Origin of the sequence: Azospirillum sp. B2RO_4, assembly GCF_051124815.1 — a bacterium.
In the GTDB taxonomy this organism is placed as follows: Bacteria; Pseudomonadota; Alphaproteobacteria; order Azospirillales; family Azospirillaceae; genus Azospirillum.
In genome coordinates this window covers 2,694,295-2,718,499 of sequence record NZ_CP118485.1, presented here as the reverse complement: position 1 = coordinate 2,718,499, position 24,205 = coordinate 2,694,295, and the positions used below count along the sequence as shown (strand labels likewise).

Sequence of the window (24,205 nt, the reverse complement as noted above, 5' to 3'; positions counted from 1 at the left end):
CGGTCTATGTGGGAGGGGCAATGTCGCCGTCAAGCAGTTCGCCGTCCGGCATCTCGCCATCGGTCGTCTCGTCCTCCCACCACGGGTCGGGCGGGCTGTTGCGGCGTGACTTGCCCGGCTTGGAGGGAGGCGGAGGCTGTACGGCTGCTGCCGGATCCGCTCCCAGCCGGTCGAGCAGCGGCCCGATCGCCAGGAACTCCACCAGCCCGGCCGGTGTGACCGGGGAACGGCCGGCAGCCGGCGCCACGCCGATCAGCACGCCGCTTCCATCCAGCAACGGGTCGCCGGTTTCCGTCACCGTGGTGAACAGGTCGGCCGAGCCCAAATCCGCCTGGATCAGGGTGCCGCCGCGCGCCGCGTCGGCGGGCAGACCGCCGACGATGCCGGCCATTTCCTTGTTGCGTCCGCCGACGACCGCCGTCACCGCTTCGCTGATGCGCGGGGTCGCGGTACGCATGGGCAGGGCGGGCAGCCGCGCCGGCACCCGAACCAGGGCGAAGCCGCTGGCCGCGTCGCGCCCGACCACCCAGCCGGTCAGCTCCACGCCCTGAGCCGGCCGCACCGCGACGGTGGGATCGGAGCCGGGGAGGGGAGCCAGCAGCACCGCCTGTGCCTCGCCGGCCACGTCGGTTTCGCCGATCACCAGCCCATGCGACCGGCCCACCGGTATCCGCGCCGACGCGATGCGGCCGGATCCGGCCCTGCCTTCACTCCCATTGCGCAGAAGCAGGCGGCGAGGGGCGGCCTGTGCAGGGGCTGCGGCCGGAGCGGAAGGTGCCGTGGTCGGCATGGCGCTTGGCGTCAGCGGAATGGGGCCGGATCCGGCCGGTGCCGTCACGGGAAGCGCCGTCGATGGCGGCGCGGCTGGGGAGGGCGGGGCGCCGCCGGACAGCAGGGCGCGGAAGCCCGCATCGGCGGCGAGCGCCTCCACCGCCGCGGCGAAGGCCTCTTCGATCAGCAGGGTCTCGCCCTGGGGAACGCCGCGCTCCTGCGCCGTGGCGCCGGTGGTGACGATGCGTTGGACCAGCCCGTCGCCACGCGCGTCGTAGACTGTCCATTCCACCCTGACGCTGCCGGTTCCGGAACTGCCCTTGCTGCTGCCGGTCAGCCAATTCGTACGGTGGCAAAGCTCCAGCTGCACGTCGCGCAGGTCGCCCTGCACGGTGAAGCGGGCGCGGCTGCGGTTGCCGTCCGGGTTGTCGGGACCGCCGGGGCGGCCGACCACGTCGAAACCGGCGGCGGTCATCACCTCGGCAAAGCGCTCGTCGAAGGTGGAGCCGCGCCGCATGTTGACGCCGCTGGTCCAAAAGACGTCGTCATAGGGCGGGGCGCAGTCGATCCCCCAGACATAGCGGCCGATCTGCATCCCCCGCCGCATCGACCCGATGGTCAGTTCGCCGAAGCGGAAGGGCGCGGTGGTCCCGGCCGCGACCGGAGCCGCCGTCTTGCCGACCGGCGGCGGAGACATGCCGCCGCAGCCGGCCGGCAGAAGGCCGAGAAGGAGAACCAGGACTGCGGCGAAAGGGCGCGGGTGGGTCGTCATAAGCGGATATGCACGCAGGAAGTGTGAAAGACTGTACCCCGCACACCTTCGTAGGACAATCGTCGGAATGGACAGGGCGCGCATCATTCGTGCCGGATGCTGGCGCGTGCGGATGCTTCCTGCTACAAAACCGCCATGGACCAGACCCCCACCAACGGCGGCCGCCGCGCCTCGATCGAGCGGAACACCACGGAGACCCGGATCCGGGTCGCGCTGAACCTTGACGGCACCGGCGTCTACGACGTCAAGACGGGGGTCGGCTTCCTCGACCATATGCTGGAACAGCTGTCGCGCCACAGCCTGATGGACCTGACGGTCCTGGCCGACGGCGACCTGCACATCGACTATCACCACACGACCGAGGACACCGGCATCGCCATCGGCATGGCGGTGGCGAAGGCGCTGGGCGACCGCAAGGGCATCCAGCGCTACGGCCATTCCTATGTCCCGATGGACGAGACGCTGACGCGGGTGGCGCTGGACTTCTCCAACCGGCCCTACCTGATCTGGAAGGTGAATTTCACCCGCGACAAGATCGGCGATTTCGACACCGAGCTGTTCCGCGAGTGGTTCCAGGCCTTCGCCATGGCCGCCGGCGTGACGCTGCACGTCGAGAACCTGTATGGCGAGAACAACCACCATATCGTGGAAAGCTGCTACAAGGCGCTTGCCCGCGCGCTGCGCGCCGGGGTGGAGATCGACCCGCGCAAGCGCGATGCGGTGCCCTCCACCAAGGGCACGCTCGGCGGATCGCTCTGACGGCGGGGACCTGAACTCCCCCTCCGCCGTCCTATCGGAAGGTTTGTCACGTCCATGGAAACGGTCGCGCTGATCGATTACGGCTCCGGCAACCTGCGCTCCGCCGCCAAGGCGATCGAGCGCGCGGCCGGCGAAGCCGAATCCTCCTACACCATCCTCGTCACCTCCGACGCCGATGCGGTCCGCCATGCCGACCGCGTGGTGCTGCCCGGCGTCGGCGCCTTCGCCGACTGCAAGCGCGGCCTGTCGGAGGTGCCCGGCATGCTGGAATCGCTGGAAGAGGTGGTGCACCGCCGCGGCCGGCCCTTCCTGGGCATCTGCGTCGGCATGCAGCTGATGGCCGAACGTGGCCGCGAATATGGCGTGACCGAGGGGCTGGGCTGGATCCGCGGCGAGGTGGTGAAGCTGGAGCCGGCAGACCCCACCCTGAAAATCCCGCACATGGGCTGGAACGAGCTGAACATCCGCCGCCCGCACCCGGTCCTGGCCGGGCTGCCCGAGGGCGCGCATGCCTATTTCGTCCATTCCTACCAGTTCAAGCCGGCCGATCCCGACACGCTGATCGCGTCCGCCGACTACGGCGGGCCCTTCGCCGCGGTGGTCGGGCGCGACAATCTGGTCGGCACCCAGTTCCACCCGGAAAAGAGCCAGGCCACCGGTCTGGCCCTGATCGCCAATTTCCTGCGCTGGAAGGTCTGACGCGATGGCCGAGATCGCCATCGACAAGGTCGACTCGCTGAAGACCGCCGACCTGCACGACCTGTGCGACGCGGCCGACGACGCCATCCGCGCCGGCGGCGGTTTCGGCTGGGTCGAACCGCCGCCGCGCGACGTGATGGAGCGCTTCTGGAAGGGCGTGCTGGTGGTGCCGGAACGGGTGCTGTTCATCGCCCGCCTGGACGGGGTGGTGGCCGGATCCGCCCAGCTGGTCAAGCCGCCGCGCAACAACGAGGCGCAGGCCCACGCCGCCCAGCTGACCACCAGCTTCGTCGCCCCCTGGGCGCGCGGCCACGGTCTTGCCCGCCGCCTGACCCTGGCGGTGGTGGAGGAGGCACGCGCCGTCGGCTTCCGGGTGCTGAACCTGGACGTCCGGGTGACGCAGGAGGCTGCCATCACGCTCTATGAATCGCTCGGCTTCAAGCGCTGGGGCACCCATCCCTTCTATGCGCTGGTGCAGGGCAAGCCGCTTGCCGGACATTTCTACTGCAAAGACCTTCAGCCCGATTCCCAGCAGCCCGCTCCATAACCGCCAGCCACGCCATAGGAAGACGCCCGCGATGATCATCTATCCCGCCATCGACCTCAAGGACGGTGCCTGCGTCCGCCTGCTGCGCGGCGAGATGAGCCAGGCCACGGTCTTCAACACCGATCCCGGCGAACAGGCCCGCCTGTTCCAGAGCCAGGGCTTCGAATGGCTGCATCTGGTCGACCTCAACGGCGCCTTCGAAGGCAAGCCGGTGAACGGGGCCGCGGTTGAAAGCATCCTGAAGTCGGTGACCATCCCGGTCCAGCTCGGCGGCGGCATCCGCGATCTGAACACCATCGGCATGTGGCTGGAGAAGGGCATCAGCCGCGTCATCCTGGGCACGGTGGCGCTGCGCGATCCGGAATTGGTGAAGGCCGCCTGCCGCGAGTTCCCCGGCAAGGTCGCCGTCGGCATCGACGCGCGCGAGGGCTATGTCGCGGTGGCCGGATGGGCCGAGACCTCCGACATCAAGGCGCTGGATCTGGCGCTGAAGTTCGAGGATTGCGGTGTCGCCGCCATCATCTACACCGACATCAACCGCGACGGCGCCATGGGCGGCGTCAACGTGGAATCGACCTCCGATCTCGCCTTCCACCTGACCACCCCGGTGATCGCGTCCGGCGGCGTCTCCTCCATCGAGGACCTCAAGGCGCTGAAGCTGGAAGAGGATACCGGGATCGAGGGCGTGATCTGCGGCCGTGCGCTGTATGACGGCCGGATCGATCCCAAGGAGGCGCTGGCCCTGCTCTCCGCCCCCGCCGTCGAGGACGCCGACTGATGCTGAAGATGCGCGTCATCCCCTGCCTGGACGTCAAGGACGGCCGGGTGGTCAAGGGGGTCAATTTCGTCGATCTGATCGATGCCGGCGATCCGGTGGAACAGGCCCGCGTCTATGACCGCGAGGGGGCCGACGAGTTGACCTTCCTCGACATCACCGCCAGCCACGAGAACCGCGACACCATCTTCGACGTGGTGCGGCGGACGGCGGAGCAGGTCTTCATGCCGCTGACCGTCGGCGGCGGCGTGCGCACGGTGGACGACATCCGCAAGCTGCTGCTGGCCGGCGCCGACAAGGTGTCGATCAACACCGCGGCGATCCACCGTCCCGACTTCGTGCGCGAAGGCGCCGAGAAGTTCGGCGCCCAATGCATCGTCGTCGCCATCGACGCCAAGAAGGTCGCTCCCGGCAAATGGGAGGTCTTCACCCATGGCGGGCGCAACGCCACCGGCATCGACGCGGTGGAGTGGGCCAAGCGGATGGAATCGCTGGGGGCGGGCGAAATCCTGCTGACCTCGATGGACCGCGACGGCACCAAGAGCGGCTTCGACCTGGAACTGACGCGCACGGTGGCGGACTCGATCCGCGTTCCGGTGATCGCGTCCGGCGGCGTCGGCACGCTCGACCATCTGGTGGAGGGCATCCGCGAGGGCCACGCCACAGCGGTGCTCGCCGCCTCGATCTTCCATTTCGGCACCTACACCATCGGGCAGGCCAAGGCGGCGCTGAGCGCCGCCGGCATCCCGGTGCGGCCGGCCAAGGCCGTGGAGACCGCAAATGGGTGACAAGAAGCCCGCCGCGCCGGCCCTGCCGTCGGCCGAGGTGCTCGACCGGCTGTTCGCCACAGTTCTGGCCCGCAAGGGGGCGGATCCGGAAACCTCCTACACCGCGAAGCTCTACAGCCGCGGCACCGCCAAGATCGCCCAGAAGGTGGGCGAGGAGGCGGTGGAGGCGATCCTGGAGGCGGTGCGCGGCGACAATGCGGCGCTGGCCGCCGAATCCGCCGACCTGCTCTATCACCTGCTGGTGCTGTGGGCCGACACCGGGCTGGATCCTGCCGAGGTCTGGAGCAAGCTCGCCCAGCGCGAGGGCACCAGCGGCATCGACGAGAAGAAGTCCCGTAAGGCTTGAGCGGGACCCCCCAGCAAGAGGACGCATGCGATGGCCAAGAGCTATGACGCCAACAACGTGTTCGCCCGCATCCTGCGCGGCGAAATCCCGTGCAAGAAGGTGCATGAGACCGAACACGCGCTCGCCTTCCACGACATCGAGCCGCAGACCCCGACCCATGTTCTGGTGATCCCCAAGGGCGCCTACATGGACATGGACGATTTCACCGCCAAGGCGTCGGACGCCGAGATCGCCGGCCTGTTCCGCGCGGTGGGCGAGGTCGCCCGCATGGTCGGCGCCGACGGTCCCGGTTACCGCGTGCTGTCCAACTGCGGCGAGGCCGCGCATCAGGAAGTGCCGCACCTGCACATCCACATCTTCGCCGGCCGCGACCTGGGTCGGATGATCGGGAAGGCTTGAGGCGAAGTTAAACCCCCACCTTAATCCTCCCCCGCTCTCAGCGGACCTATGGTCCGCCTGCCGCGTCAGCACAAAGCGGAGCTTTGTGCGAGAGCTGGGCGGGGGAGGGGATAAGCGCTTGTTCGGGAAGGCGGCGGCAGTCCCTCCCCCGCCCAGCGGGGGAGGCTAGGTGGGGGCAATCGAAGCCGACACCCGCCCAACTCCCTACCGCCGCCGCACCCCCACCCGCCGCCGCGTTCCCTTCTTCGGCGGCACCGCGTCCAAAATCGCCAGGATCGCCTCGATCCCCTCCTCGTCGAGATCGCCGATGCGTTCCGACAGCCGGTTGGCAAGCTCGGTCGCTCTCGCGCTCAGCCCTGCGGTGTCCACCGTCACGCGGGGATGCGACAGATCCGCCAGCCGTTCCAGTTCCTCCGCCTCGTCCCAGATGATGCCGAAATAGGCGCAGATCTGCCGGACCAGCTGCGGCGACGGCTGGCCGCGCTTGCCATGTTCCAGGGCCGACAGATAGGCGGACGAGATGGACAGGTCGGTCGCCATCTGCTTCAGCGTCACGCCCTTGGCGTTGCGCAGCGACCGGACCCGTTCGCCGAACGGAGTCATGTGGAGTCCCTGACTGTGTGGGACTCAGTCCTTACGGTCGCGCCGCCGTTTGATCAAGACATACAACGCACCGTCGCCGCCATCCTTCGGCCGGGCCGGCTGGATCGCCAGCACCATCGGGCGCAGGGCCGGATCCGCCAGCCAGCGGGGGGTGGCCTGACGCAGCACGCCCAGACCGCCGAAGCTACCCTTGCCGGTGATGACCAGAACGCAGCGCCGCCCCTCGTTCCAGGCGCGGTGGACGAAGGCGGCAAGCGCATTGTGCGCCTGGGCCTGGGTCATGCCGTGCAGGTCGATGCGGCCGTCGATCTCCAGTTCGCCGCGGCGGAAGCGGTCGCCGGTGCGGCGGTCGATGTTGGCGGTCGAACCGGGCGTCAGCGGCGGATGGCTCGGCCGGGCAGGACGGGGCGGGGCAGGGAATTGCCGGGCGGTCGGCGGCGGGGCGAGGCTGGTCGCCACCGGCTCCTCGACCAGTTCCGCCATGGTCGTCACCGGTTCCGGCTCTGCCTCGACCGCGCGGCCCGGCATCGGTTCGGCGTCGCGCATGGCGAGCCGCCACAGGCGCCGCTCGTCGGGCGTGGGCAGTCGTCTGCGGGTCATCGGCGCGGAACCTTCTGCGGAAACGAAAAGGGCGGTGCCGACGGATAAAGCCCGTCGGCCCGCCCCTGTCAATGTGTGTTGCCGCAACGCGAAAGAAAAGATGTCCCAAGAAAGGACGGCGGCGGCGGCGGCCGTCAGCCGCCGGCCTTCAACGCGTCCAAACGCCCCTTCAACAGGGTGTATTCGGGGTCGCTCGGTTTGAACTGGGTGATCAGCTTGCCCCAATGGTCGGCCGCTTCGTCCTTGCGGCCCGACATCATGGCGTCGAGGCCGAGCAGCCACAGCGCGTCCTTGTTGTCCGGCTCCGCCTTCAGCGCCAGACGCAGGGCGGAGGTGGCCTCTTCCGGCAGCGGCTTCGGCGTCTCGTTGCGTGGCTGGGTCTGCAGCACGGCGTTGGCGTAGGCGACCTGCACGTCGGCGCGCTCCGGCGCCCGCTCGCGCGCCTTGCGGGCGGCGTCCAGCGCCTTGGCCGGTTCGCCCAGCACGCCATAGGAACGGGCGAGCTTCAGCCAGCCATCGACGTCCGACGGGTCGGCGTCCAGCTTTGCGGCGAGGTTGGCGACCATGCCGCGGATCATCTCGTCCTGGCCGGCCATATTCGGCGGAGCGTTGGGTGCGCCCTGCGGACCACCCGGCTGAGCTTGCGCCGCCTGCTCCTTCTGTTCCGGCGGCAGCGGCTGCGGCGTCACCTTGGCGGGGTCGAGGTTCAGTGCCACCGCGGCCTCGCGGATCTGGTCGCGCAAGACCGGCACCCACGGCGCGTCGGCCGGCGATTCCGCCATCAGCGCGCTCCAGCGGTCCAGCGCCCCCTGCTGGTCGCCGGCCTGATAGCGGGCAAGCGCGGCGAAGAAGCGGGCGCGCGGGTCCTTGGGTTCCTTGGCGAGCACGGCGTCGAAGGCGGTCACCGCCTCCTCCGGCACCATGCCGTCATTGGCGGAGACCAGCGTCTCGCCGAACAGGCCCTGCACCTCGACATCGTCCTTGTTCAGGGCGACGGCGTGGCGCAGCGCGTCGGCCGCGTCGGTGTTGCGGCCCATCTTGGCATAGGCCTGGCCCAGGATCAGCCAGCCCTGCAGATCGTTGGGATTCTCCGCCAGCTGGGCCTTCAGCTTGTCCATGGCGGCCAGCACGCTCTTGGGCGGGCCGCCGCGCTCCTGCTCCAGATTGCGCGAGGCCAGCGGCTGTGCCGGCAGGTCGGGACGGCCGACCGAGCCGTAGACCGCGAGCGCACCGACCGGCAGCAGCACCGCCAGCAGCACCGCCAGCAGGCGCCCGCTGCGCGCCGTCGCCGGCGCACCGGCGTTGCCGTTCTTCTCGGCGGTCGCCAGCATGCGCCGGGCGATCTCCGCCTTGGCCGCCTCCATCTGGGCGTCGTTGATCAGGCCGCGCGCCCGGTCCCGCTCCAGCTCGTCCAGCTGGTCGCGATAGACCTCGCGGTCGAACTCTTCGCGGCCAGGGACAAGGTCATGCCCGGATCCGGCCGAGCGCAGCAGCGGCGGCACCAGCAGCAGCAGAACGGCCGCGGTCAGGACGGCGGCGAAAATCCAGAACAGCATCAGTCGTCTTTCCGCAGCAGGGCGTCCAGCCGCCGCCGCTCATCCGCGCTCAGGGGAGCGGTGTCGGCGCCGGCGGCGACACCGCGCCGCCCGCGCAGGAACAGGAAGGTGCCGACCGCCCCCAGCAGCAGCACGGCGAAGGGGCCGATCCACAGCACCAGCGTGGTCGCCTTGAAGGGCGGCCGCAGCAGCACATAGTCGCCGTAACGGTCGGTGACGAACTCCATCACCCTGTCGTCGCTGTCGCCGGCCTTCAGCCGGTCGCGCACCAGAATCCTCAGGTCGCGGGCCAGCGGCGCGTTGCTGTCGTCGATCGACTGGTTCTGGCAGACGAGGCAGCGCAGCTCCTGGCTGATGGCGCGGGCGCGGGATTCCAGCGCCGGGTCCTTCAGCACCTCGTCCGGCTGGACGGCCAGGGCGGGGGAGAGCGTCGACAGCGCCAGCAGGGCGGCGAGAAGGAGGCGCTTCATCAGCCCTGCCTCAGATGCTTGACCATGGGGAGGATCTGCTCCTCCACCACCTGCGGGGTCAGCGGGCCGACATGCTTGTAGCGGATGCGGCCCTTGCGGTCGATCAGGTAGCTTTCCGGCACGCCGTAGACGCCCCAGTCGATCGACACCCGGCCGTCCTGGTCGGCGCCGATGGCGGCATAGGGGTTTCCGTTGCGCGCCAGCCAGGTCAGCGCGTCCTCCGGCTTGTCCTTGTAGTTTATGCCGTAGACCGTCACCCCCTGCTCCCGCGACAGGCGGGTGATGACGGGATGCTCCGCCTTGCAGGGGATGCACCAGGAGGCGAAGACGTTCACCAGCGTCACGTCGCCCTCCAGCTTGGCCGAGGACAGGCCGCCGGTGGCCGGTTGCCCCGGAATGGCCGGCAGGTCGAAGGTCGGGGCCGGCTTGTCGATCAGGGCCGACGGGATGTCGCGCGGGTCACGCTCGAACCCCAGGTAGAAGGCCACGCCCACCCCGATGAACAGCAGGAAGGGCAGCAGGTACAGAAGGCGGCGCATCTTGTCTTGGTCCTCATTCGGCCGGCAGCGGGGCCGATTTTCCGGCCACACGGCGGCGTTCGGGCGCGCCGATGCGGAAGCGGCGGTCGGTCAGGCTCACCAGCCCGCCCAGCATCATGCCGACGCCGCCGATCCAGATCCACGGTACCAGCGGGTGGTGATAGATGCGGACGATCCAGGCGGTGCCGTTCTGCGTCGGGTCGCCCAGCGCCACATACAGGTCGGAGAAGACCGTGGTGTGGATGGCCGATTCCGTGGTGGTCATGCGGGTGGTGCTGTAGCTGCGGCGTTCCGGCTCCAGCGTGGCGATGGGCCGTCCCTCCTTCGTCACCGTGAAGACGCCGCGCTCCGCCTTGAAGTTCGGGCCGTTGACCAGCCCGACGCTGTCGAAGTGGAACTCGTAGCCGGCGACGCTGGTCCGGTCGCCCGGCTTCATCGACGTGATGGATTCCGTCTGCCAGGCCGAGGTGCCGGTCATGCCCAGGATCGACAGGCCGATGCTGGCATGGGCGATGGTCATGCCCCAGCTGCTGCGCGGCAGATGCACCGCGCGGTTCCAGCTGTTGCGGAAGGACGTGCGGAACAGGGCGATGCGGTCGGCGAACTCCACCAGCGAGCCGACGAAGGCCCAGGCGGCGAGCGCGATGCCGACCAGTGCCATCAGCGGTCCGCCGCCCGCCTTGACATAGGCGGTGATGGCGACCGCGATCACCACGGCGACGCCGGCCACCCACAGCCGGCTCAGCGCTGCCCCCAGGTCCGCCCGTTTCCAGGACAGGTAGGGACCGACCACCATGGCGATCACCACCGGGATGGCGACCGGAATGAAGGTGGCGTTGAAGAAGGGCGCGCCGACCGACACCTTGCCCAGCTTCATGATGTCGAGGAACAGCGGATAGAGCGTGCCGATGAACACCGTCGCCGTCGCGGTGGACAGCAGCAGGTTGTTCAGCACCAGCGCCCCTTCGCGGCTGATCGGCGCGAACAGTCCGCCCGCCTTCAAGGACGGCGCCCGCAGGCTGTAGAGCAGCAGCGAGCCGCCGGTGGCGATGGCCAGAAGCACCAGGATGAAGACGCCGCGCTTGGGATCGACGGCGAAGGCGTGGACCGAGGTCAGGATGCCGGAGCGCACCAGGAAGGTGCCCATCAGCGACAGCGAGAAGGTGACGATGGCCAGCAGGATGGTCCAGCTCTTCAGCGCGTCGCGCTTCTCCACCACGATGGCGGAGTGCAGCAGCGCGGTGCCGGCCAGCCAGGGCATGAAGGAGGCGTTCTCCACCGGGTCCCAGTACCACCAGCCGCCCCAGCCCAGCTCGTAATAGGCCCACCAGGAGCCCATGGCGATGCCCATGGTCAGGGTCGACCACGCCGCCAACGTCCAGGGCCGCACCCAGCGCGCCCAGGCGGGATCGACCCGCCCCTCGATCAAGGCGGCGACGGCGAAGGAGAAGGCCATGGAGAAGCCGACATAGCCGGCATAGAGGAAGGGCGGGTGGAAGGCGAGGCCGGGGTCCTGCAGCAGCGGGTTCAGGTCGTTGCCGTCCAGCGGCGCCGGGAAGACGCGGATGAAGGGGTTGGAGGTGATCAGGATGAACAGCAGGAACCCGACCCCGATCAGGCCCTGGACCGCCAGAACCCGCGCCTTCAAGGTCGGCGGCAGGTTGCGCCCGAACACGGCCACGGCGGCGCCGAAGATCGTCAGCATGACGATCCACAGGATCATCGATCCCTCGTGGTTGCCCCAGACGCCCGACACCTTGTAGAGCATCGGCTTGGCCGAGTGGCTGTTCTGCACCACGTTCAGCACGCTGAAATCGGACACCACATGCGCCCAGGTCAGCGCGCCGTATGCGATCAGCACCAGCAGCATCTGGGCGATGGCCGCGGGCACCGCGACGTTCATCCAGGCGGTGTTGCGGGTGGCGGCGCCGACCAGCGGCGGGACCGACTGCACCAGCGCGACGAACAGCGCCAGCACCAGCGCGTAATGGCCGAGTTCGGGGATCACGGGCCCGCTACTCCTTCTTCGCGGTCTTGGTCTCGGACTCCGCCGGCTTCTTGTAGACGCCGGCCTGCTTCAACGCCTCCGACACCTCCGGCGGCATGTAGTTCTCGTCATGCTTGGCCAGCACCTCGCGCGCGACGAAGACGCCGCCGGTCATCCGGCCCTCGGCAACCACGCCCTGGCCCTCGCGGAACAGGTCGGGCAGCTGGCCGCGATAGCGGACGTCCACCGTGTTGGCGGTGTCGGTGACGCGGAAGGCGGTGGTGACGCCGTCCGGCTGCTTCTTGACGCTGCCTTCCTCGACCAACCCGCCCAGGCGGAAATTGCGGTCGCCCACATGCTGGGTCTGCAGCTGGCTGGGGCTGTAGAAGAAGACGATGTTGTCCTGGAAGGCGGTCAGCGCCAGGGCGGTCGCCGTGCCCAGCCCGAGAAGGGCGAGGCCCAGCATGTAGAGGCGGCGTTTCTTGCGGGTCATCCTTCGCTCGCTTCCGCCGGCGCTCCGGCGTTCCGATCGGCCGTTTTCCGGCCAGAGTTGTTGGAGCCATTGCGGGTGCGGCGGCGGGCCGGGCGGGCGCTTTCCAGCGCCTTCAGCGTCGCCTCGGCGTTGCGCAGCCCCTTCCAGGTGGCGGCCAGCAGGCCCAGCAGGACCAGGGTGGCGATGCCGTAGGCCGGCCAGACGTAGGCGGCATACCCGCCCATGTGGAAGAATTCGCTCATCGTCCTTACCCCCGCATCCCGTCGGCCACGCCGCCGTCACCCGCGACCGAAAGCCGCAGCGTCTGGATTTTGCGCTGGGCGATCTCGGTGCGCACACGCAGCATGACGACCGCCACGAAATAGGCGGTGAAGGCGCCGGCCATCACCAGAAGCGGCGTCAGCATGCTGGGGTCGATGCTGGGACCGCCCATGCGCACGACGCTGGCGGGCTGGTGCAGCGTGTTCCACCAGTCGACCGAGAATTTGATGATCGGCACATTGACGATGCCGACCAGCAGCAGGACGTTGCCGGCCTTCATGCCGCGCTGCGGATCGTCGAAGGCGTTCACCAGGGCCATGTAGCCGAGATAGAGGAAGAACAGGATCAGCACGCTGGTCAGCCGCGCGTCCCACACCCACCAGGTGCCCCACATCGGCGCGCCCCACAGCGACCCGGTCACCAGGCAGACGAAGGTGAAGCCGGCGCCGATGGGGGCGGCGGCCTTGGCGAACAGGTCGGCCAGCGGGTGCTTCCACACCAGACCCACCCCGGCGGCGATGGCCATGTTGGTGTAGATGAACATGCTCATCCAGGCGGCGGGCACATGGATGTACATGATCCGCACCGTCTCGCCCTGCTGATAGTCGGGCGGCGAGCCGAACAGGCTGAGCCACAGCCCGAGGATCGTCAGGATCACGGTCGCCCCGGCGCACCATGGCAGCAGCACGGCCGAAAGACGCAGGAAGCGGGCGGGATTGGCGAAACGATGCATAGAACGATGGCCCCGGTACAGGTGACCTTGGTCAGGCTTGCGGACGATATAAGCGCATGTATGGCGGACTGCGAGGGGTTTCGCCTTGATCTCGGTCAGGAAGAATCGCCATTCGTTCGTACTCTTATACAAAGGTATCAGGCAACTCTAATGATTCCAGAAGCCTGTTTATCTCCCTGTCGGACGCCGGCGGCAGGGCTTTTCATCCCTGTCCGCCGGTGACTTTTATGCGATCAGGCCGCCATGTCCTCCCGCACCGCCGCCCGCCCCACTGCCCTCATGGCCTCGGCGATCCGGTCGAAATCGCCAAGGCTGACCCGCAGCAGGCCGAAGCGGAAGGGATAGCCCCAGTTCCGCACCCCGGCGGTCAGCTCCAGCCGGTCCAGCAGCGGCTGGATCGGCGCCTCCTCGGCCGGCCACCAGGACACGTCGCGCCGGAAGGGGACGAAACCGCCGCCCATGTCGAACCGGTACGGCTCTCCCGGCAGGATTGTGCCGATGGCGGTGAAGGACTTCAGCCCATCCGCCGCGCCGAACCGGTCGGTGGGGGAGTAGTAGACGACCCGGTCGCCCGGCCGGATGCGTCGCAGCGGAGCCGCCTTGCCGTGGCAGACCTGCATGAAGCCGCCGGCCCGGCCGCGCCGCACATGCTCGGCGCTGGCGACTGCGATCCACGCTGCCGTCTGGACGCCCGTCCGCGCGCCGCCGTTCACGACCGCACCTGTTCGGCCTTGGCTTCGTGCTGGTTGGTCTCTTCACCCCGATCGGGAGCGAACACGCGCAGACGGTGGCCGTCGGGGTCCCGTGCAACGAAGGTATGACCGAAATCCATCGCCGTCGGCGGCTGCAGGATGGTCAGGCCGCGGGCGCTCCAGTCGGCGTGCAGGTCGCGCACCGCCGCCTCGTCGGCGACGGTGAAAGCGATCTCGCCGCCGCCGGGGGCGGTCGCCGCCGGCTCCACCGTGTGGCGCGACCACAGGCCCAGCATCAGCCCGTCGCCGGCCTTGAACATGGCGAAGGTGGGGGAGGCCTCCACCGGCGGCCGGCCCAGCAGGTCGGCGTAGAAGGCGGCGCTGGCGGCCGGGCTGTCGACGTAGAGCAGGACGAAATCGAGGGCGAGGGCGGCGGCGGAGGCATTGGCAGCGGTGGCGGTCATGGTGGGCTCCGGTCTTGAAGGATTGGGGTGGGGCGGCCGGTTCGTTCCGTTCGCCGCCCTCACCGGCAAAGCCAAGACTAAGTCCACATGCTGACAGTTTCCGTCAGCATGCCGTCACCGTTGCGGTATGCCCTCGGCCGCGCGCCATTCCTTCAGCATCGCCTGCCGGCGGCGGGGATAGCGGGTCTCGCCGGCGGTCAGCGCCAGGATGCGGTCGGTGCGGAAATGGCGGAAGGACTGGCGCAGCTCGCACCACGCGACCATCACCCGAACCCGGTCGAAGAAGCCCAGCGCGAACGGCCAGACGATGCGCCGGCTTTCCGACCCGTCGCGGTCGCGATAGGCGATCTCCAGCTTGCGCTCAGTCCGGATGGCGGTTCGGATGGTCGCCAATTCGGCATCCCCCGCGGCGATCGGTTCGCCCGGACCCACCAGCAGGGCGGAGCCGTCCAGCCCCTCCCGCTTGTCCGGCGGCAGCACCGCCGCGATCTTGGCGAGCGCATTGCGTGCCGCCCCGCCCAGCCGGCTGTCGCCGCGGTCGACCACCCAGCGGGAGCCGAGCACCAGCGCCTCCAGCTCCTCCTCGGTGAACATCAGCGGCGGCAGCAGGAAACCGGCGCGCAGCAGATATCCCACCCCCGGCTCCCCCTCGATCATCGCGCCCTGCGCCTGCAGCGTGGCGATGTCGCGATAGAGCGTGCGCAGGCTGACCCCCAGCTCGCCGGCCAGCGACCTGCCGCTGACCGGCTGACGATGCCGCCGCAGAACCTGCATCAGATCGAGGAGACGTTCGGCGCGGGACATCGGCGGGGCGGGGTCGGGTTCGAAGGGTTCTGCATAGCATGCTGTCCGGATGGGAAGAATGCCGCTTGTCGCATCACCCCAGTCGCGTCATATCTGGAGAAACCGGAGTTTCTGGAGAAAGCCATGCCTGCCCGCACCATTTCGGCCTATGCGGACGAAGAAACCGCGCGGGCCGTGGAACAGATCGCCGAGTTGGAAGATCGGTCGCCGGCTCAGATCGCTGCGGCGGCGCTCCGCTTTTATGCCCGGCTGCCGTCCGAAGCCCGGGCTGCCTTCCGCCGGATTGAGAAGCTTGGGACGGAGGCGGATCTCGACACCCTGACCCGTGCCATCACACGGAAGACGCTGGACGCCGAGTGGGAGGTGGCACATCGCCGCTTTATCGGTGACATGACAAATGTAAGGGTCCCGGCCGCCGGCGAGGCCGTGGATGAGGACGACCTGCTGGCCGAAGCCGTGCGTCTGACGCAGTGACCGCATCCCAATGGCGCAGCCCGTCCTGAACCTTTGCCTGGATTTGAACATCTGGTGCGCCGCTTTCCTGGCCGACCGGAAAGGCGCCGGAAATACGGCCTCCCAGACTTTGGTCGGCATGGTCCGGGCCGGGCAGGCCGCTGATCTTCCGCTGCAGTTGGTCGTGTCGTGGGGGATGCTCAGCCGGTTGCGCAAGGTCTTTGAAGTGGACTGGGGCGTTCCGCGTCCGACGGTGGACCTGCTGGTCGAAACGATTGCCGGCTATGCCCGGCTGGGTCCTGCCGGGATGGCACCCCATCTCACGCTCGGTGGCACTGGTTTGATACCCATGCGCGACGAGGAGGATGCCCATGTGGTGGACACCGCCATTGCGGGTGGCGCGCATCTTTTGGTCACCGCCAACTTCGACGATTTCCTGGGGCTGAAGGGTCGCGTGGTTGAGGTCGACCGGGTGGCGTTGGTGGAAACCGCGAAGGGCCGTCTGATCGTCGCCCATCCCTTCCGCGCCGTCGAGTGGCTGCGGTCCGGCCAGCTTCCCGTGCTATAAGTTCGACCGTACGGCAAGAAAAAAGGCGCCCTCGCACGGGAAGGCGCCTTTTTCTTGAACCCAGCGGCGGGAGGGCCGCAGCCCATCCCGCAGTCGGATCCGGCGGATCACTCCGCCTTCTTGGTCAGGTCCTCGCCGGTGGCCTGGTCGACCTGCTTCATCGACAGCTTGACCTTGCCGCGGTCGTCGAAGCCGATGACCTTGACCTTCACCGAGTCACCCTGCGACACGACGTCCGACACCTTGCCGACGCGCTGCTGCGCCAGTTCGGAGATGTGGACGAGGCCGTCGCGCGAGCCCAGGAAGTTCACGAAGGCGCCGAAATCGACGACCTTCACCACCTTGCCGGTGTAGACGACGCCCATCTCCGGCTCGGCGACGATGCCCTTGATCCACTCGATGGCGGCGTCCGACTTCTTCTGGTCGACGGCCGAGACCTTGACGGTGCCGTCGTCCTCGATGTCGATCTTGGCGCCGGTCTGCTCCACGATCTCGCGGATCACCTTGCCGCCGGAGCCGATCACGTCGCGGATCTTCTCCTTCGGGATGTTGATGACGGTAATGCGCGGGGCGTTCTCGTTGACGCCTTCGCGGGCGCCGGTCAGCGCCTTGGCCATCTCGCCCAGGATGTGCAGGCGGCCGTCCTTGGCCTGGCCCAGCGCGATCTTCATGATCTCCTCGGTGATCGAGGTGATCTTGATGTCCATCTGCAGCGCGGTGACGCCGACCTCGGTGCCGGCGACCTTGAAGTCCATGTCGCCCAGGTGATCTTCGTCACCCAGGATGTCGGACAGGACGGCGAAGCCGTGGTCTTCCTTGATCAGGCCCATGGCGATGCCGGCGACCGGACGGGCCAGCGGCGCGCCGGCGTCCATCAGCGACAGCGAGGTGCCGCAGACGGTGGCCATCGAGGAGGAGCCGTTGGACTCCGTGACTTCCGACACGACGCGCAGCGTGTAGGGGAAGTCTTCCTTCTTCGGCAGCAGCGGGTGGATGGCGCGCCACGCCAGCTTGCCGTGACCGATCTCGCGGCGGCCCGGGCTGCCCATGCGGCCGGCTTCACCCACCGAGTACGGGGGGAAGTTGTAGTGCAGCATGAAGTGCTCGCGGTATTCGCCTTCGAGCGCGTCGATGATCTGCTCGTCCTGGCTGGTGCCCAGCGTGGTGACGACCAGCGCCTGGGTCTCGCCGCGGGTGAACAGGGCCGAACCATGGGCGCGCGGCAGGATGCCGACTTCCGACACGATCGGGCGCACGGTCTTGGTGTCGCGGCCGTCGATGCGGCGGCCGGTCTTCAGGACGGCGCCGCGCAGGATGTCGGCCTCCAGCTCCTTGAACTCGAAACCGATCGACTGGGCGTCGAATTCCTCGGCCAGCGTCTCAAGCGCCTTCGCCTTGGCGGCGCCGACCTTCTCGTAGCGGCTCTGCTTCACCGTCTCGGTGTAGGCGGCCTCGACGTCCGACCCGACGGTCTCGCGCAGGCGGGCCTTCAGGGCCTTGCGGTCATAGGCCGGCTCCGGCAGGTCCCACGGGTCCTTGGCGGCTTCCTCGGCCAGGTCGATGATCATGTTGATCACCGGCTGGAAATTGGTGTGGCCGAACATGACGGCGCCCAGCATGACCTCTTCGGTCAGCTCCTTGGCTTCCGATTCGACCATCAGCACGCCTTCGACGGTGCCGGCGACGACCAGATCCAGGTCGCTGTCCTCGACCTCGTCCATGGTCGGGTTCAGCACATACTGACCGTTCTTGTAACCGACGCGGGCGGCGCCGATCGGACCCAGGAAGGGGATGCCGGAGATGGTCAGGGCGGCCGAGGCGCCGACCATCGCCACGATGTCCGGATCGTTCTCCAGATCATGGCTCAGCACGGTGCAGACGACCTGCGTCTCGTTGCGGAAGCCATCGGCGAACAGCGGACGGATCGGACGGTCGATCAGGCGGCTGACCAGCGTTTCCTTCTCGGTCGGACGGCCTTCGCGCTTGAAGAAGCCGCCGGGGATCTTGCCGGCCGCGAACGCCTTTTCCTGGTAATTGACGGTCAGCGGGAAGAAATCGACGCCCGGCTTCGGCGCCTTGGCGGCGACGGCGGTGCACAGGACGGTGGTGTCACCATAGGTGACCAGAACCGCGCCGTTGGCCTGACGGGCGATCTTGCCCGTCTCCAGGACCAGCTTGCGGCCGCCCCACTCGATTTCTTTGCGATGAACAGTGAACATGGATTCTTTCCTTCCATCCGACACCCTGCAACGGCCGGATTGCCGCCCAAGGCCGGGGCCATCGGTCGTAGGACCCCGCGAGAAAACTGGAGATATGGTGTTCGACAACAGGACTAAACGTATCGAGATAGAAGTGTCGTGGATGCAAAAAAGGCCGGTCCCCGAATGATCGGGCCGGCCTGTCCGTCACGAAACGCTCAAGATCGAGTTTCTATTGCCAATAACCAATGAGGTGTTCCGGAACGATACAGGTGAAAAGCAGCTTCGATGGTCCGCCGGACTGGAAGGGAAACCCCCGGCCGGTGGCCGGCCAGGGGAACCCGAACCCGTCGGCGGGACGGCGCAGCGGTTAGCGGCGCAGACCCAGACGCTCGATCAGAGCGGCGTAGCGCGACTGATCCTTCTTCTTCAGATAGTCGAGCAGACGGCGGCGCTGACCGACCATCACCAGCAGACCACGGCGGGAGTGGAAGTCCTTCTTGTGGCTCTTCAGGTGCTCGGTCAGGTTGCTGATGCGCTCCGTCAGGATCGACACCTGGACCTCGGGCGAGCCGGTGTCGGCCTCACCGCGGGAATATTCCTTGATCAGCTCCTGCTTGCGCTCGGGCGTAATCGACATCGGGGTCTCCTAAATCACGAGAGGTTGAGTACGCGCACCGGACGGACCTCCGCCCCCTCGACACGGGCCAACGCCACCGGCGTTCCGCCGAAAAGCGCAATGACGGTGCCATCCCCACCGTCAGCACCCTGAACCGCCATCAGGCGGTCACGATCCTGCCGGGTGAGGAGAGCCACCGTCTGGCCGTGCCTCAGTCGGTGCGCTTCCGCTTCCGTCAGGGCCAGCGCCGGGATGTCGTCCAGCGCGGTCTCGATCGGCAACAGAAGTCGTTCGACGGCCGCACCTTGCTCCATGGCGGCCAGTTCGTCCAGGGAAATCGCGCGGTCCAGCGTGAAGGAGCCGACGCGCAGACGGCGCAGAAGCCCGACATGGCCGACCGTGCCCAGCGCTTCCGACAGGTCGCGGGCCAGCGAGCGGACATAGGTGCCCTTGCCGCAATCGACCTCGAACACCGCATGGTCGGCGTCCGGCTCCTCGACCAGCTCGAAGCGGTCGATGCGCACGGTGCGGGCGGCCAGATCGACCGCGTCGCCTTCGCGCGCGATGTCATAGGCGCGCTCGCCGTCGATCTTGATGGCGCAGAACTGCGGCGGCACCTGCTGGATCTCGCCCAGGAAGGCGGGCAGGGCGGCGCGGATCTCGTCGGTCGTCGGCCGCCGGTCGGAGCGGTCGATCACCGCGCCCTCGCGGTCGTCGGTGGTGGTGCGCTCGCCCCAGCGGATGGAGAAGCGGTAGGTCTTGGCGCCGTCCATGGCATAGGAGACGGTCTTGGTCGCCTCGCCCAGCGCGATCGGCAGGATGCCGGTCGCCAGCGGGTCAAGCGTGCCGCCATGTCCGGCCTTCTCTGCGTTCAGCAGGCGGCGCACCTTCGACAGCGCCTGGGTGGAGGTCATGCCTTCGGGCTTGTCCAGCACGATCCAGCCGTGGATCGGCGTGCCCTTGCGCTTACGAGCCACGACGGCCGCCCCGGCTCTCGTCCCCGGTCTCGCCCTTCTCCTCGCCCTTCTCTTCGTCGTCGAGCATGGCTTGGTCGTCGTCGAGATCGTCGTCCTCGTCCTCCTCGTCGGGGCCGAGATCATCCTCTTCATCCCATGCGTCGTCCTCATCCTCGTCATGGTCGTCGTCGCCATTGACGCGGCCCAGCGGATGGCCGCTCAGGTCGCGGGCGACTTCCGGGCTGTGCAGGATGCTGTCGATGCGGTGGGCATAGTCGAAGGAGGTGTCGGCCTCGAAGCTCAGCGTCGGGGCATGGCGCAGGTTGACCATGCGCGCGACCTGACCGCGCAGGAAGGCGGCGCCCCGCTTCAGGGCGACCTGGGCCTCCTCCATCCGCTCGCCGCCCAGCGTCGAGTAGAAGACGGTGGCGTTGGACAGGTCGGGGCTGATCCGCACCTCGGTGACCGTGACGTTCAGCGAGGCCAGCTCCGGATCGTGGAAATCCCCGCGGCGGAACAGGTCGGCAAGGGCGTGGCGCACCTCCTCGCCGACGCGCAGTTGCCGTTGGGACGGGGGCTTGCCGGCGATGAACGCGCCGCGCTTCTTGCTGGCCATGGTACGTGTCTTTCGTCGATGTCTGGCGCCCGCGGCGGCCTGATCGGGGTCAGGACCAGAGAACGGGCACGTCGTAAAGTCTGATGGTTCGGTCGGCGCTCACCAGCGTCAGGCCATCGGCCTGGGTCTGGGCGATCAGCATCCGGTCGAAAGGGTCGCGGTGGTGGTTCGGAAGCTTTTCCAATTGGCCGATGTGACGAACGTCGATAGGCAGCAGCGAAAAGCCGCTTGCCAAAGCCAATCCGGACAAATCGTCCGGCGCCTCCAACTTTCCGTTCAACGCTTTGATGCGCAGCTCCCAAAGCGACGCAATGCTGACCAGGACTGTGACGGTCGGATCGGAAACCAGGTCATGCACGAGTGGAGGCAACCGTTCGGGCACGTCCAGAACCCACAGCAGGACATGGGAGTCGAGCAGCAGCTTCATTGGCCTGGTTTCGCACGTCGAGCCTTTGCAGCGTCGATGTCACGCAGCACCGTGTCCGGCAGCGGCTTGTCTGCATCGATCCCATGGAAGGCATCGATCAGCCAATCCGGCGTTTCATCGAAATCCTCGGCAACCTGGATTTTCCCTCTGGCAAGGCCGAGCAGTCGCGGACGGGCCGCATTGGAGACGCCGGTCATCTCTGCGATGGGCACCAGCTTCACCGCCGGTTTCCCGTCGCGAATGATGACGATTTCCTCGCCATTCTCCACGCGGTCGATCAGTTCAGCCATGTGCCCATCGGCTTCGGACAGTGGAATACGATCCATAGCGTCACCTCCAGGTAGGCCTTACTCCCTCGTCCGGAAAACGTCCGGAAAACGAACCGCCCGGCCCGCTCCGGTAATACACCGGAAGGGGCCGGGCGGGCCGTTCGTCTTACAGCTCGCGAGCGATTTCCTCGATCTCGAAGGCTTCGATCTGATCGCCGGCCTGGATGTTGTCGTAGTTCTCGAAGGCCATGCCGCACTCGTAACCCTCGCGCACTTCCTTGACTTCGTCCTTGAAGCGCTTGAGCGTCTTTAGCGTGCCTTCGTGAATGACGACGTTGTCGCGCAGCAGGCGGACGCCGGCGCCGCGCTTGACGGTGCCCTGCGTGACCATACAACCGGCGACCTTGCCGACCTTCGTGATGTTGAACACCTCGCGGATGGTCGCGTAGCCGATGAAGCGTTCCCGCAGCGTCGGAGACAACAGACCGGTCAGCGCCGCCTTCACGTCGTCGATCACGTTGTAGATGATCGAGTAGTAGCGGATTTCGACGCCGTCGCGCTTGGCGAGGTCGCGGGCCTGCGGGTTGGCGCGGACGTTGAAGCCGATGATCATCGCGTTGGACGCATTGGCCAGCGTGATGTCGGACTCGTTGATCGCACCGACCGAGTTGTGCAGGACGCGGACCTTGACCTCGGTGTTCTCGGCCGTGAGCTTCTCCAGCGAGCTGGCGATGGCTTCGATCGAGCCCTGCACGTCGCCCTTGATGACGACCGGCAGTTCCTTGGCCTCGCCGGCCTGGATGCGGCTGAACATGTCCTGCAGCGAACCGCGGGCCGACGCCGCCACCACCGCTTCGCGCTTCTTGCGCTGGCGGAACTCGGCGATTTCGCGGGCACGGGCTTCGGACTCGACAACGGTGAAGTCGTCGCCGGCCATCGGCGTGCCGTTCAGGCCCAGGACCTCCACGGGCACGGCCGGGGCCGCCTCGTTGACGTTCTGGCCGCGGTCGTTGATGAGGGCGCGGACGCGGCCCCATTCGGCACCGGTCACGAACACGTCGCCGACCTTCAGCGTGCCGCGCTGGACCAGCACGGTGGCGACCGAACCACGGCCACGCTCCAGCTTCGCCTCGATGACGACGCCTTCGGCGGCACGCTCGGGGTTGGCCCGCAGCTCCAGGATTTCGGCCTGGAGGAGGATGGCCTCTTCCAGCTTGTTCAGGTTCAGCTTCGCCTTGGCCGACACCTCGACGTCGAGCACGTCGCCGCCCATCTCCTCGACCACCAGCTCGTGCTGGAGCAGTTCCTGACGGACACGCTCCGGACGGGCGTCCGGCAGGTCGCACTTGTTGATGGCGACGATGATCGGAACCTTGGCCGCCTTGGCGTGGCGGATGGCCTCGATCGTCTGCGGCATGACGCCGTCGTTGGCGGCGACCACCAGCACGACCACGTCGGTGACGTTGGCGCCGCGGGCACGCATCTCGGTGAAGGCGGCGTGACCCGGCGTGTCGATGAAGGTGATCTTCGCACCCGACTCCAGCTGCACCTGATAGGCGCCGATGTGCTGGGTGATGCCGCCGGCCTCGCCCGACACCACGTCGGTCTGGCGCAGCGCGTCGAGCAGCGAGGTCTTGCCGTGGTCGACGTGGCCCATGATGGTGACGACCGGCGGACGCGGCACCAGGATGGCGCCCTCTTCCTCGGTGGCACGCAGGCCGATCTCGACGTCGGACTCCGACACGCGGCGGACGCGGTGGCCGAACTCGGTGATGACCAGTTCGGCGGTGTCGGCGTCGATGGTCTGGTTGATGGTCGCCATCACGCCCATGCGCATCAGCGACTTGATGACGTCGGCGCCACGCTCGGCCATGCGGTTGGCCAGTTCCTGGACGGTGATGACTTCCGGCAGCACGACGTCACGGGTGACCTTCGCCGTCTCCTGACGGCTCATCTGCCGCATGCGCTCGCGTTCGCGGGCACGGCGGACGGCGGCCAGCGACCGGGTGCGGTCGCCGCCGTCGTCGCTGAGCGCCTGGGAGACGGTCAGCTTGGTGCCCTTGCGGCGGTCGGCGCCGGCGGGAGCCTTGGCGGCGGGACGGGCGGGAGCGGCCTTGGCCGGCGCGCCGCCACGACCACCCTTGCGGCGGTTGTCGTCCTCTTCCTCGACGGCGCGGGGAGCCGGAGCACCGGCACCCGGCAGCGTGCGGCCGGGAGCGGCATCGGCGGCCGGACGGCCGGCGGCGCCACCGGGGCGCTGGTCGCCGGCGGGACGGGCACCGGCCGGACGCGCGCCGTCACGGCCCGCACCGTCGCGGCCGCCATCGCGGCGGGGCGCCGGTTCGGCGTCGCGGCGCTTGGCGTCCTCGGCTTCCTTGCGCTTGGCCTCTTCCTCCTTGCGGCGGCGTTCGGCCTCTTCGGCGATCTTGCGCTCTTCTTCCTGGATGGCGCGCATCTCGTCCAGCTCGCGCTGGCGCAAGGTCTCGGCGTCCAGAATGATCGGCGGCATCTCGGGCTCGGCCTGGGCCGGAGCTTCTGCGGCGGCCGGAGCGGCGGCTTCGGAGGGAGCGGCCGGAGGGGCGGCGGCCTCTTCCGCGGCGCGGGCCGCGGCCTCGGCGGCGCGGGCTTCGGCGCGGGCCGCTTCTTCCTCGGCCTCGATCCGGCGCTGCTCCTCGAATGCCGCAGCGCCGCGAAGCGCACGCAGGCGCGATTCCAGCTCCTCGCGGGTCAGCTGGCGCCCGGCAGGGGCACCGCCGCCGCGGGGACGCTGGCCCTGCGCACCGCGCATGGGCAGGCCCTGGGCAGCCTGGCGCGCGGCGGCACCGCCGTCGGCGACGCCGGGCACGGCGCCCTTTTCAACATGACGCTTGCGCTTGACCTCTACGGTCACCGCTTTTGACCGGCCATGGGAGAAGCTCTGCCGGACCTGGGTCTCGACCGGCTTCTTCGACTCCAGCTTTCCTTTGCTGGCGCCGGTTAGGTGCAAGACTTTCTTCTGGTCCTGGTCGTTGCTGTCGGTCATCGGTTCCCGAATGGTCAGA

Annotated in this window: 28 protein-coding genes and 1 pseudogene; 9 read left to right on the top strand and 20 right to left on the bottom strand. The window is 68.1% G+C overall.

Annotation, left to right across the window (positions count from 1 at the left end; all coding sequences use genetic code 11):
- Positions 1-4: 4 nt before the first annotated feature.
- Complete coding sequence (locus PWS46_RS13090; protein ID WP_434615912.1) at positions 5-1,543, bottom strand: serine protease; 1,539 nt, start codon at positions 1,541-1,543, stop codon at positions 5-7.
- 135 nt (positions 1,544-1,678) lie between these two features.
- On the opposite strand from PWS46_RS13090, the gene hisB reads away from it, so the two are divergent.
- Genes hisB through PWS46_RS13055 form a run of 7 tightly spaced genes read left to right on the top strand, consistent with a single transcriptional unit; the run spans position 1,679 to position 5,856 of the window.
- The gene (gene hisB, locus PWS46_RS13085; protein WP_109075005.1) at positions 1,679-2,302 is read left to right on the top strand and encodes an imidazoleglycerol-phosphate dehydratase HisB; all 624 of its coding nucleotides are present in this window, start codon (positions 1,679-1,681) and stop codon (positions 2,300-2,302) included.
- 54 nt (positions 2,303-2,356) lie between these two features.
- Positions 2,357-3,001 (top strand): imidazole glycerol phosphate synthase subunit HisH, encoded by a 645-nt coding sequence (gene hisH, locus PWS46_RS13080; protein ID WP_434615908.1) that lies wholly within the window; start codon positions 2,357-2,359, stop codon positions 2,999-3,001.
- A gap of 4 nt (positions 3,002-3,005) precedes the next feature.
- Positions 3,006-3,548 (top strand): GNAT family N-acetyltransferase, encoded by a 543-nt coding sequence (locus tag PWS46_RS13075; RefSeq protein WP_434615905.1) that lies wholly within the window; start codon positions 3,006-3,008, stop codon positions 3,546-3,548.
- A gap of 31 nt (positions 3,549-3,579) precedes the next feature.
- Positions 3,580-4,326 carry a 1-(5-phosphoribosyl)-5-[(5-phosphoribosylamino)methylideneamino]imidazole-4-carboxamide isomerase gene (gene hisA / locus PWS46_RS13070; RefSeq protein WP_109074916.1) on the top strand — a complete coding sequence of 249 codons (747 nt, stop codon included), beginning with the start codon at positions 3,580-3,582 and terminating at the stop codon, positions 4,324-4,326.
- A complete protein-coding gene (gene hisF / locus PWS46_RS13065; protein WP_434615901.1) occupies positions 4,326-5,111 on the top strand; it encodes an imidazole glycerol phosphate synthase subunit HisF in 786 nt (261 codons plus the stop codon). The genes hisA and hisF overlap by 1 nt, the downstream gene beginning before the upstream one ends.
- Complete coding sequence (locus tag PWS46_RS13060) at positions 5,104-5,457, top strand: phosphoribosyl-ATP diphosphatase (protein ID WP_434615898.1); 354 nt, start codon at positions 5,104-5,106, stop codon at positions 5,455-5,457. Before hisF ends, PWS46_RS13060 begins: the two co-directional genes overlap by 8 nt.
- A gap of 30 nt (positions 5,458-5,487) precedes the next feature.
- A complete protein-coding gene (locus PWS46_RS13055; RefSeq protein ID WP_295831556.1) occupies positions 5,488-5,856 on the top strand; it encodes a histidine triad nucleotide-binding protein in 369 nt (122 codons plus the stop codon).
- Positions 5,857-6,060: 204 nt separating this feature from the next.
- Here the strand turns inward: PWS46_RS13055 and PWS46_RS13050 are convergent, their stop codons facing one another.
- The 12 genes from PWS46_RS13050 to PWS46_RS12995 form a co-directional block, all read right to left on the bottom strand.
- Positions 6,061-6,459, bottom strand: coding sequence for a helix-turn-helix domain-containing protein (locus PWS46_RS13050; protein WP_295831553.1), 399 nt, complete (start codon positions 6,457-6,459; stop codon positions 6,061-6,063).
- Positions 6,460-6,483: 24 nt separating this feature from the next.
- Positions 6,484-7,059, bottom strand: a complete 576-nt coding sequence (locus PWS46_RS13045) for a Smr/MutS family protein (protein WP_434615893.1) — start codon at positions 7,057-7,059, stop codon at positions 6,484-6,486.
- A 134-nt stretch (positions 7,060-7,193) separates the two neighbouring features.
- A complete protein-coding gene (ccmI, locus tag PWS46_RS13040) occupies positions 7,194-8,615 on the bottom strand; it encodes a c-type cytochrome biogenesis protein CcmI (RefSeq protein ID WP_434615890.1) in 1,422 nt (473 codons plus the stop codon).
- Entirely contained in the window at positions 8,615-9,085 is a 471-nt protein-coding gene (locus tag PWS46_RS13035; protein WP_434615887.1) for a cytochrome c-type biogenesis protein, read from the bottom strand. The genes ccmI and PWS46_RS13035 overlap by 1 nt, the downstream gene beginning before the upstream one ends.
- Positions 9,085-9,624: a DsbE family thiol:disulfide interchange protein gene (locus PWS46_RS13030; RefSeq protein ID WP_434615884.1), complete on the bottom strand. Its 540-nt coding sequence runs from the start codon at positions 9,622-9,624 to the stop codon at positions 9,085-9,087. The genes PWS46_RS13035 and PWS46_RS13030 overlap by 1 nt, the downstream gene beginning before the upstream one ends.
- 13 nt (positions 9,625-9,637) lie before the next feature.
- Entirely contained in the window at positions 9,638-11,632 is a 1,995-nt protein-coding gene (locus PWS46_RS13025; RefSeq protein WP_434615881.1) for a heme lyase CcmF/NrfE family subunit, read from the bottom strand.
- A gap of 7 nt (positions 11,633-11,639) precedes the next feature.
- The gene (gene ccmE, locus PWS46_RS13020; RefSeq protein WP_434615878.1) at positions 11,640-12,104 is read right to left on the bottom strand and encodes a cytochrome c maturation protein CcmE; all 465 of its coding nucleotides are present in this window, start codon (positions 12,102-12,104) and stop codon (positions 11,640-11,642) included.
- Positions 12,101-12,346, bottom strand: coding sequence for a heme exporter protein CcmD (ccmD, locus tag PWS46_RS13015; RefSeq protein WP_434615875.1), 246 nt, complete (start codon positions 12,344-12,346; stop codon positions 12,101-12,103). The genes ccmE and ccmD overlap by 4 nt, the downstream gene beginning before the upstream one ends.
- A 5-nt stretch (positions 12,347-12,351) precedes the next feature.
- Positions 12,352-13,098 carry a heme ABC transporter permease gene (locus PWS46_RS13010; protein ID WP_434615872.1) on the bottom strand — a complete coding sequence of 249 codons (747 nt, stop codon included), beginning with the start codon at positions 13,096-13,098 and terminating at the stop codon, positions 12,352-12,354.
- Positions 13,099-13,331: 233 nt separating this feature from the next.
- Positions 13,332-13,811: an EVE domain-containing protein gene (locus tag PWS46_RS13005; protein WP_434615869.1), complete on the bottom strand. Its 480-nt coding sequence runs from the start codon at positions 13,809-13,811 to the stop codon at positions 13,332-13,334.
- Complete coding sequence (locus PWS46_RS13000) at positions 13,808-14,254, bottom strand: VOC family protein (protein WP_434615866.1); 447 nt, start codon at positions 14,252-14,254, stop codon at positions 13,808-13,810. The genes PWS46_RS13005 and PWS46_RS13000 overlap by 4 nt, the downstream gene beginning before the upstream one ends.
- 114 nt (positions 14,255-14,368) lie before the next feature.
- Positions 14,369-15,058, bottom strand: a complete 690-nt coding sequence (locus PWS46_RS12995) for a helix-turn-helix transcriptional regulator (protein WP_434615863.1) — start codon at positions 15,056-15,058, stop codon at positions 14,369-14,371.
- Positions 15,059-15,181: 123 nt separating this feature from the next.
- Here PWS46_RS12995 and PWS46_RS12990 point away from each other — a divergent pair, with 123 nt between their 5' ends.
- Both PWS46_RS12990 and PWS46_RS12985 read left to right on the top strand, forming a co-directional pair.
- Positions 15,182-15,532: a hypothetical protein gene (locus tag PWS46_RS12990; RefSeq protein ID WP_434615861.1), complete on the top strand. Its 351-nt coding sequence runs from the start codon at positions 15,182-15,184 to the stop codon at positions 15,530-15,532.
- A gap of 10 nt (positions 15,533-15,542) precedes the next feature.
- Positions 15,543-16,079, top strand: coding sequence for a PIN domain-containing protein (locus PWS46_RS12985; protein ID WP_434615858.1), 537 nt, complete (start codon positions 15,543-15,545; stop codon positions 16,077-16,079).
- A 107-nt stretch (positions 16,080-16,186) separates the two neighbouring features.
- Here PWS46_RS12985 and pnp read toward each other — a convergent pair whose 3' ends face one another.
- The 7 genes and pseudogenes from pnp to infB all read right to left on the bottom strand — a co-directional run bounded on the left by pnp (position 16,187) and on the right by infB (position 24,186).
- Positions 16,187-18,298 carry a polyribonucleotide nucleotidyltransferase gene (pnp, locus tag PWS46_RS12980; RefSeq protein WP_434615855.1) on the bottom strand — a complete coding sequence of 704 codons (2,112 nt, stop codon included), beginning with the start codon at positions 18,296-18,298 and terminating at the stop codon, positions 16,187-16,189.
- A gap of 349 nt (positions 18,299-18,647) precedes the next feature.
- Entirely contained in the window at positions 18,648-18,917 is a 270-nt protein-coding gene (rpsO, locus tag PWS46_RS12975) for a 30S ribosomal protein S15 (protein ID WP_085090536.1), read from the bottom strand.
- Positions 18,918-18,931: 14 nt separating this feature from the next.
- Positions 18,932-19,873: a tRNA pseudouridine(55) synthase TruB gene (truB, locus tag PWS46_RS12970; RefSeq protein ID WP_085090773.1), complete on the bottom strand. Its 942-nt coding sequence runs from the start codon at positions 19,871-19,873 to the stop codon at positions 18,932-18,934.
- 127 nt (positions 19,874-20,000) lie between these two features.
- A pseudogene (gene rbfA, locus PWS46_RS12965) lies at positions 20,001-20,468 on the bottom strand (30S ribosome-binding factor RbfA); the annotation flags it as partial.
- A gap of 49 nt (positions 20,469-20,517) precedes the next feature.
- A complete protein-coding gene (locus PWS46_RS12960; protein WP_434615851.1) occupies positions 20,518-20,895 on the bottom strand; it encodes a type II toxin-antitoxin system VapC family toxin in 378 nt (125 codons plus the stop codon).
- Positions 20,892-21,221 carry a type II toxin-antitoxin system Phd/YefM family antitoxin gene (locus PWS46_RS12955; protein WP_434615848.1) on the bottom strand — a complete coding sequence of 110 codons (330 nt, stop codon included), beginning with the start codon at positions 21,219-21,221 and terminating at the stop codon, positions 20,892-20,894. The genes PWS46_RS12960 and PWS46_RS12955 overlap by 4 nt, the downstream gene beginning before the upstream one ends.
- 109 nt (positions 21,222-21,330) lie before the next feature.
- Positions 21,331-24,186, bottom strand: a complete 2,856-nt coding sequence (infB, locus tag PWS46_RS12950) for a translation initiation factor IF-2 (protein WP_434615845.1) — start codon at positions 24,184-24,186, stop codon at positions 21,331-21,333.
- Positions 24,187-24,205: the final 19 nt, after the last annotated feature.

Bases quoted from the DNA above. Each gene is read 5' to 3' on its own strand.
- PWS46_RS12955 (WP_434615848.1), bottom strand. From the start codon at position 21,221: ATGGATCGTATTCCACTGTCCGAAGCCGATGGGCACATGGCTGAACTG.
- PWS46_RS12990 (WP_434615861.1), top strand. From the start codon at position 15,182: ATGCCTGCCCGCACCATTTCGGCCTATGCGGACGAAGAAACCGCGCGG.
- PWS46_RS13035 (WP_434615887.1), bottom strand. From the start codon at position 9,085: ATGAAGCGCCTCCTTCTCGCCGCCCTGCTGGCGCTGTCGACGCTCTCC.
- hisH (WP_434615908.1), top strand. From the start codon at position 2,357: ATGGAAACGGTCGCGCTGATCGATTACGGCTCCGGCAACCTGCGCTCC.
- hisF (WP_434615901.1), top strand. From the start codon at position 4,326: ATGCTGAAGATGCGCGTCATCCCCTGCCTGGACGTCAAGGACGGCCGG.
- ccmD (WP_434615875.1), bottom strand. From the start codon at position 12,346: ATGAGCGAATTCTTCCACATGGGCGGGTATGCCGCCTACGTCTGGCCG.
- ccmE (WP_434615878.1), bottom strand. From the start codon at position 12,104: ATGACCCGCAAGAAACGCCGCCTCTACATGCTGGGCCTCGCCCTTCTC.
- hisB (WP_109075005.1), top strand. From the start codon at position 1,679: ATGGACCAGACCCCCACCAACGGCGGCCGCCGCGCCTCGATCGAGCGG.
- PWS46_RS12960 (WP_434615851.1), bottom strand. From the start codon at position 20,895: ATGAAGCTGCTGCTCGACTCCCATGTCCTGCTGTGGGTTCTGGACGTG.
- PWS46_RS13000 (WP_434615866.1), bottom strand. From the start codon at position 14,254: ATGACCGCCACCGCTGCCAATGCCTCCGCCGCCGCCCTCGCCCTCGAT.
- rpsO (WP_085090536.1), bottom strand. From the start codon at position 18,917: ATGTCGATTACGCCCGAGCGCAAGCAGGAGCTGATCAAGGAATATTCC.
- infB (WP_434615845.1), bottom strand. From the start codon at position 24,186: ATGACCGACAGCAACGACCAGGACCAGAAGAAAGTCTTGCACCTAACC.
- PWS46_RS13075 (WP_434615905.1), top strand. From the start codon at position 3,006: ATGGCCGAGATCGCCATCGACAAGGTCGACTCGCTGAAGACCGCCGAC.
- hisA (WP_109074916.1), top strand. From the start codon at position 3,580: ATGATCATCTATCCCGCCATCGACCTCAAGGACGGTGCCTGCGTCCGC.
- PWS46_RS13060 (WP_434615898.1), top strand. From the start codon at position 5,104: ATGGGTGACAAGAAGCCCGCCGCGCCGGCCCTGCCGTCGGCCGAGGTG.
- PWS46_RS13030 (WP_434615884.1), bottom strand. From the start codon at position 9,624: ATGCGCCGCCTTCTGTACCTGCTGCCCTTCCTGCTGTTCATCGGGGTG.
- PWS46_RS13055 (WP_295831556.1), top strand. From the start codon at position 5,488: ATGGCCAAGAGCTATGACGCCAACAACGTGTTCGCCCGCATCCTGCGC.
- PWS46_RS13090 (WP_434615912.1), bottom strand. From the start codon at position 1,543: ATGACGACCCACCCGCGCCCTTTCGCCGCAGTCCTGGTTCTCCTTCTC.
- PWS46_RS12985 (WP_434615858.1), top strand. From the start codon at position 15,543: ATGGCGCAGCCCGTCCTGAACCTTTGCCTGGATTTGAACATCTGGTGC.
- PWS46_RS13045 (WP_434615893.1), bottom strand. From the start codon at position 7,059: ATGACCCGCAGACGACTGCCCACGCCCGACGAGCGGCGCCTGTGGCGG.
- pnp (WP_434615855.1), bottom strand. From the start codon at position 18,298: ATGTTCACTGTTCATCGCAAAGAAATCGAGTGGGGCGGCCGCAAGCTG.
- PWS46_RS12995 (WP_434615863.1), bottom strand. From the start codon at position 15,058: ATGTCCCGCGCCGAACGTCTCCTCGATCTGATGCAGGTTCTGCGGCGG.
- PWS46_RS13010 (WP_434615872.1), bottom strand. From the start codon at position 13,098: ATGCATCGTTTCGCCAATCCCGCCCGCTTCCTGCGTCTTTCGGCCGTG.
- PWS46_RS13050 (WP_295831553.1), bottom strand. From the start codon at position 6,459: ATGACTCCGTTCGGCGAACGGGTCCGGTCGCTGCGCAACGCCAAGGGC.
- ccmI (WP_434615890.1), bottom strand. From the start codon at position 8,615: ATGCTGTTCTGGATTTTCGCCGCCGTCCTGACCGCGGCCGTTCTGCTG.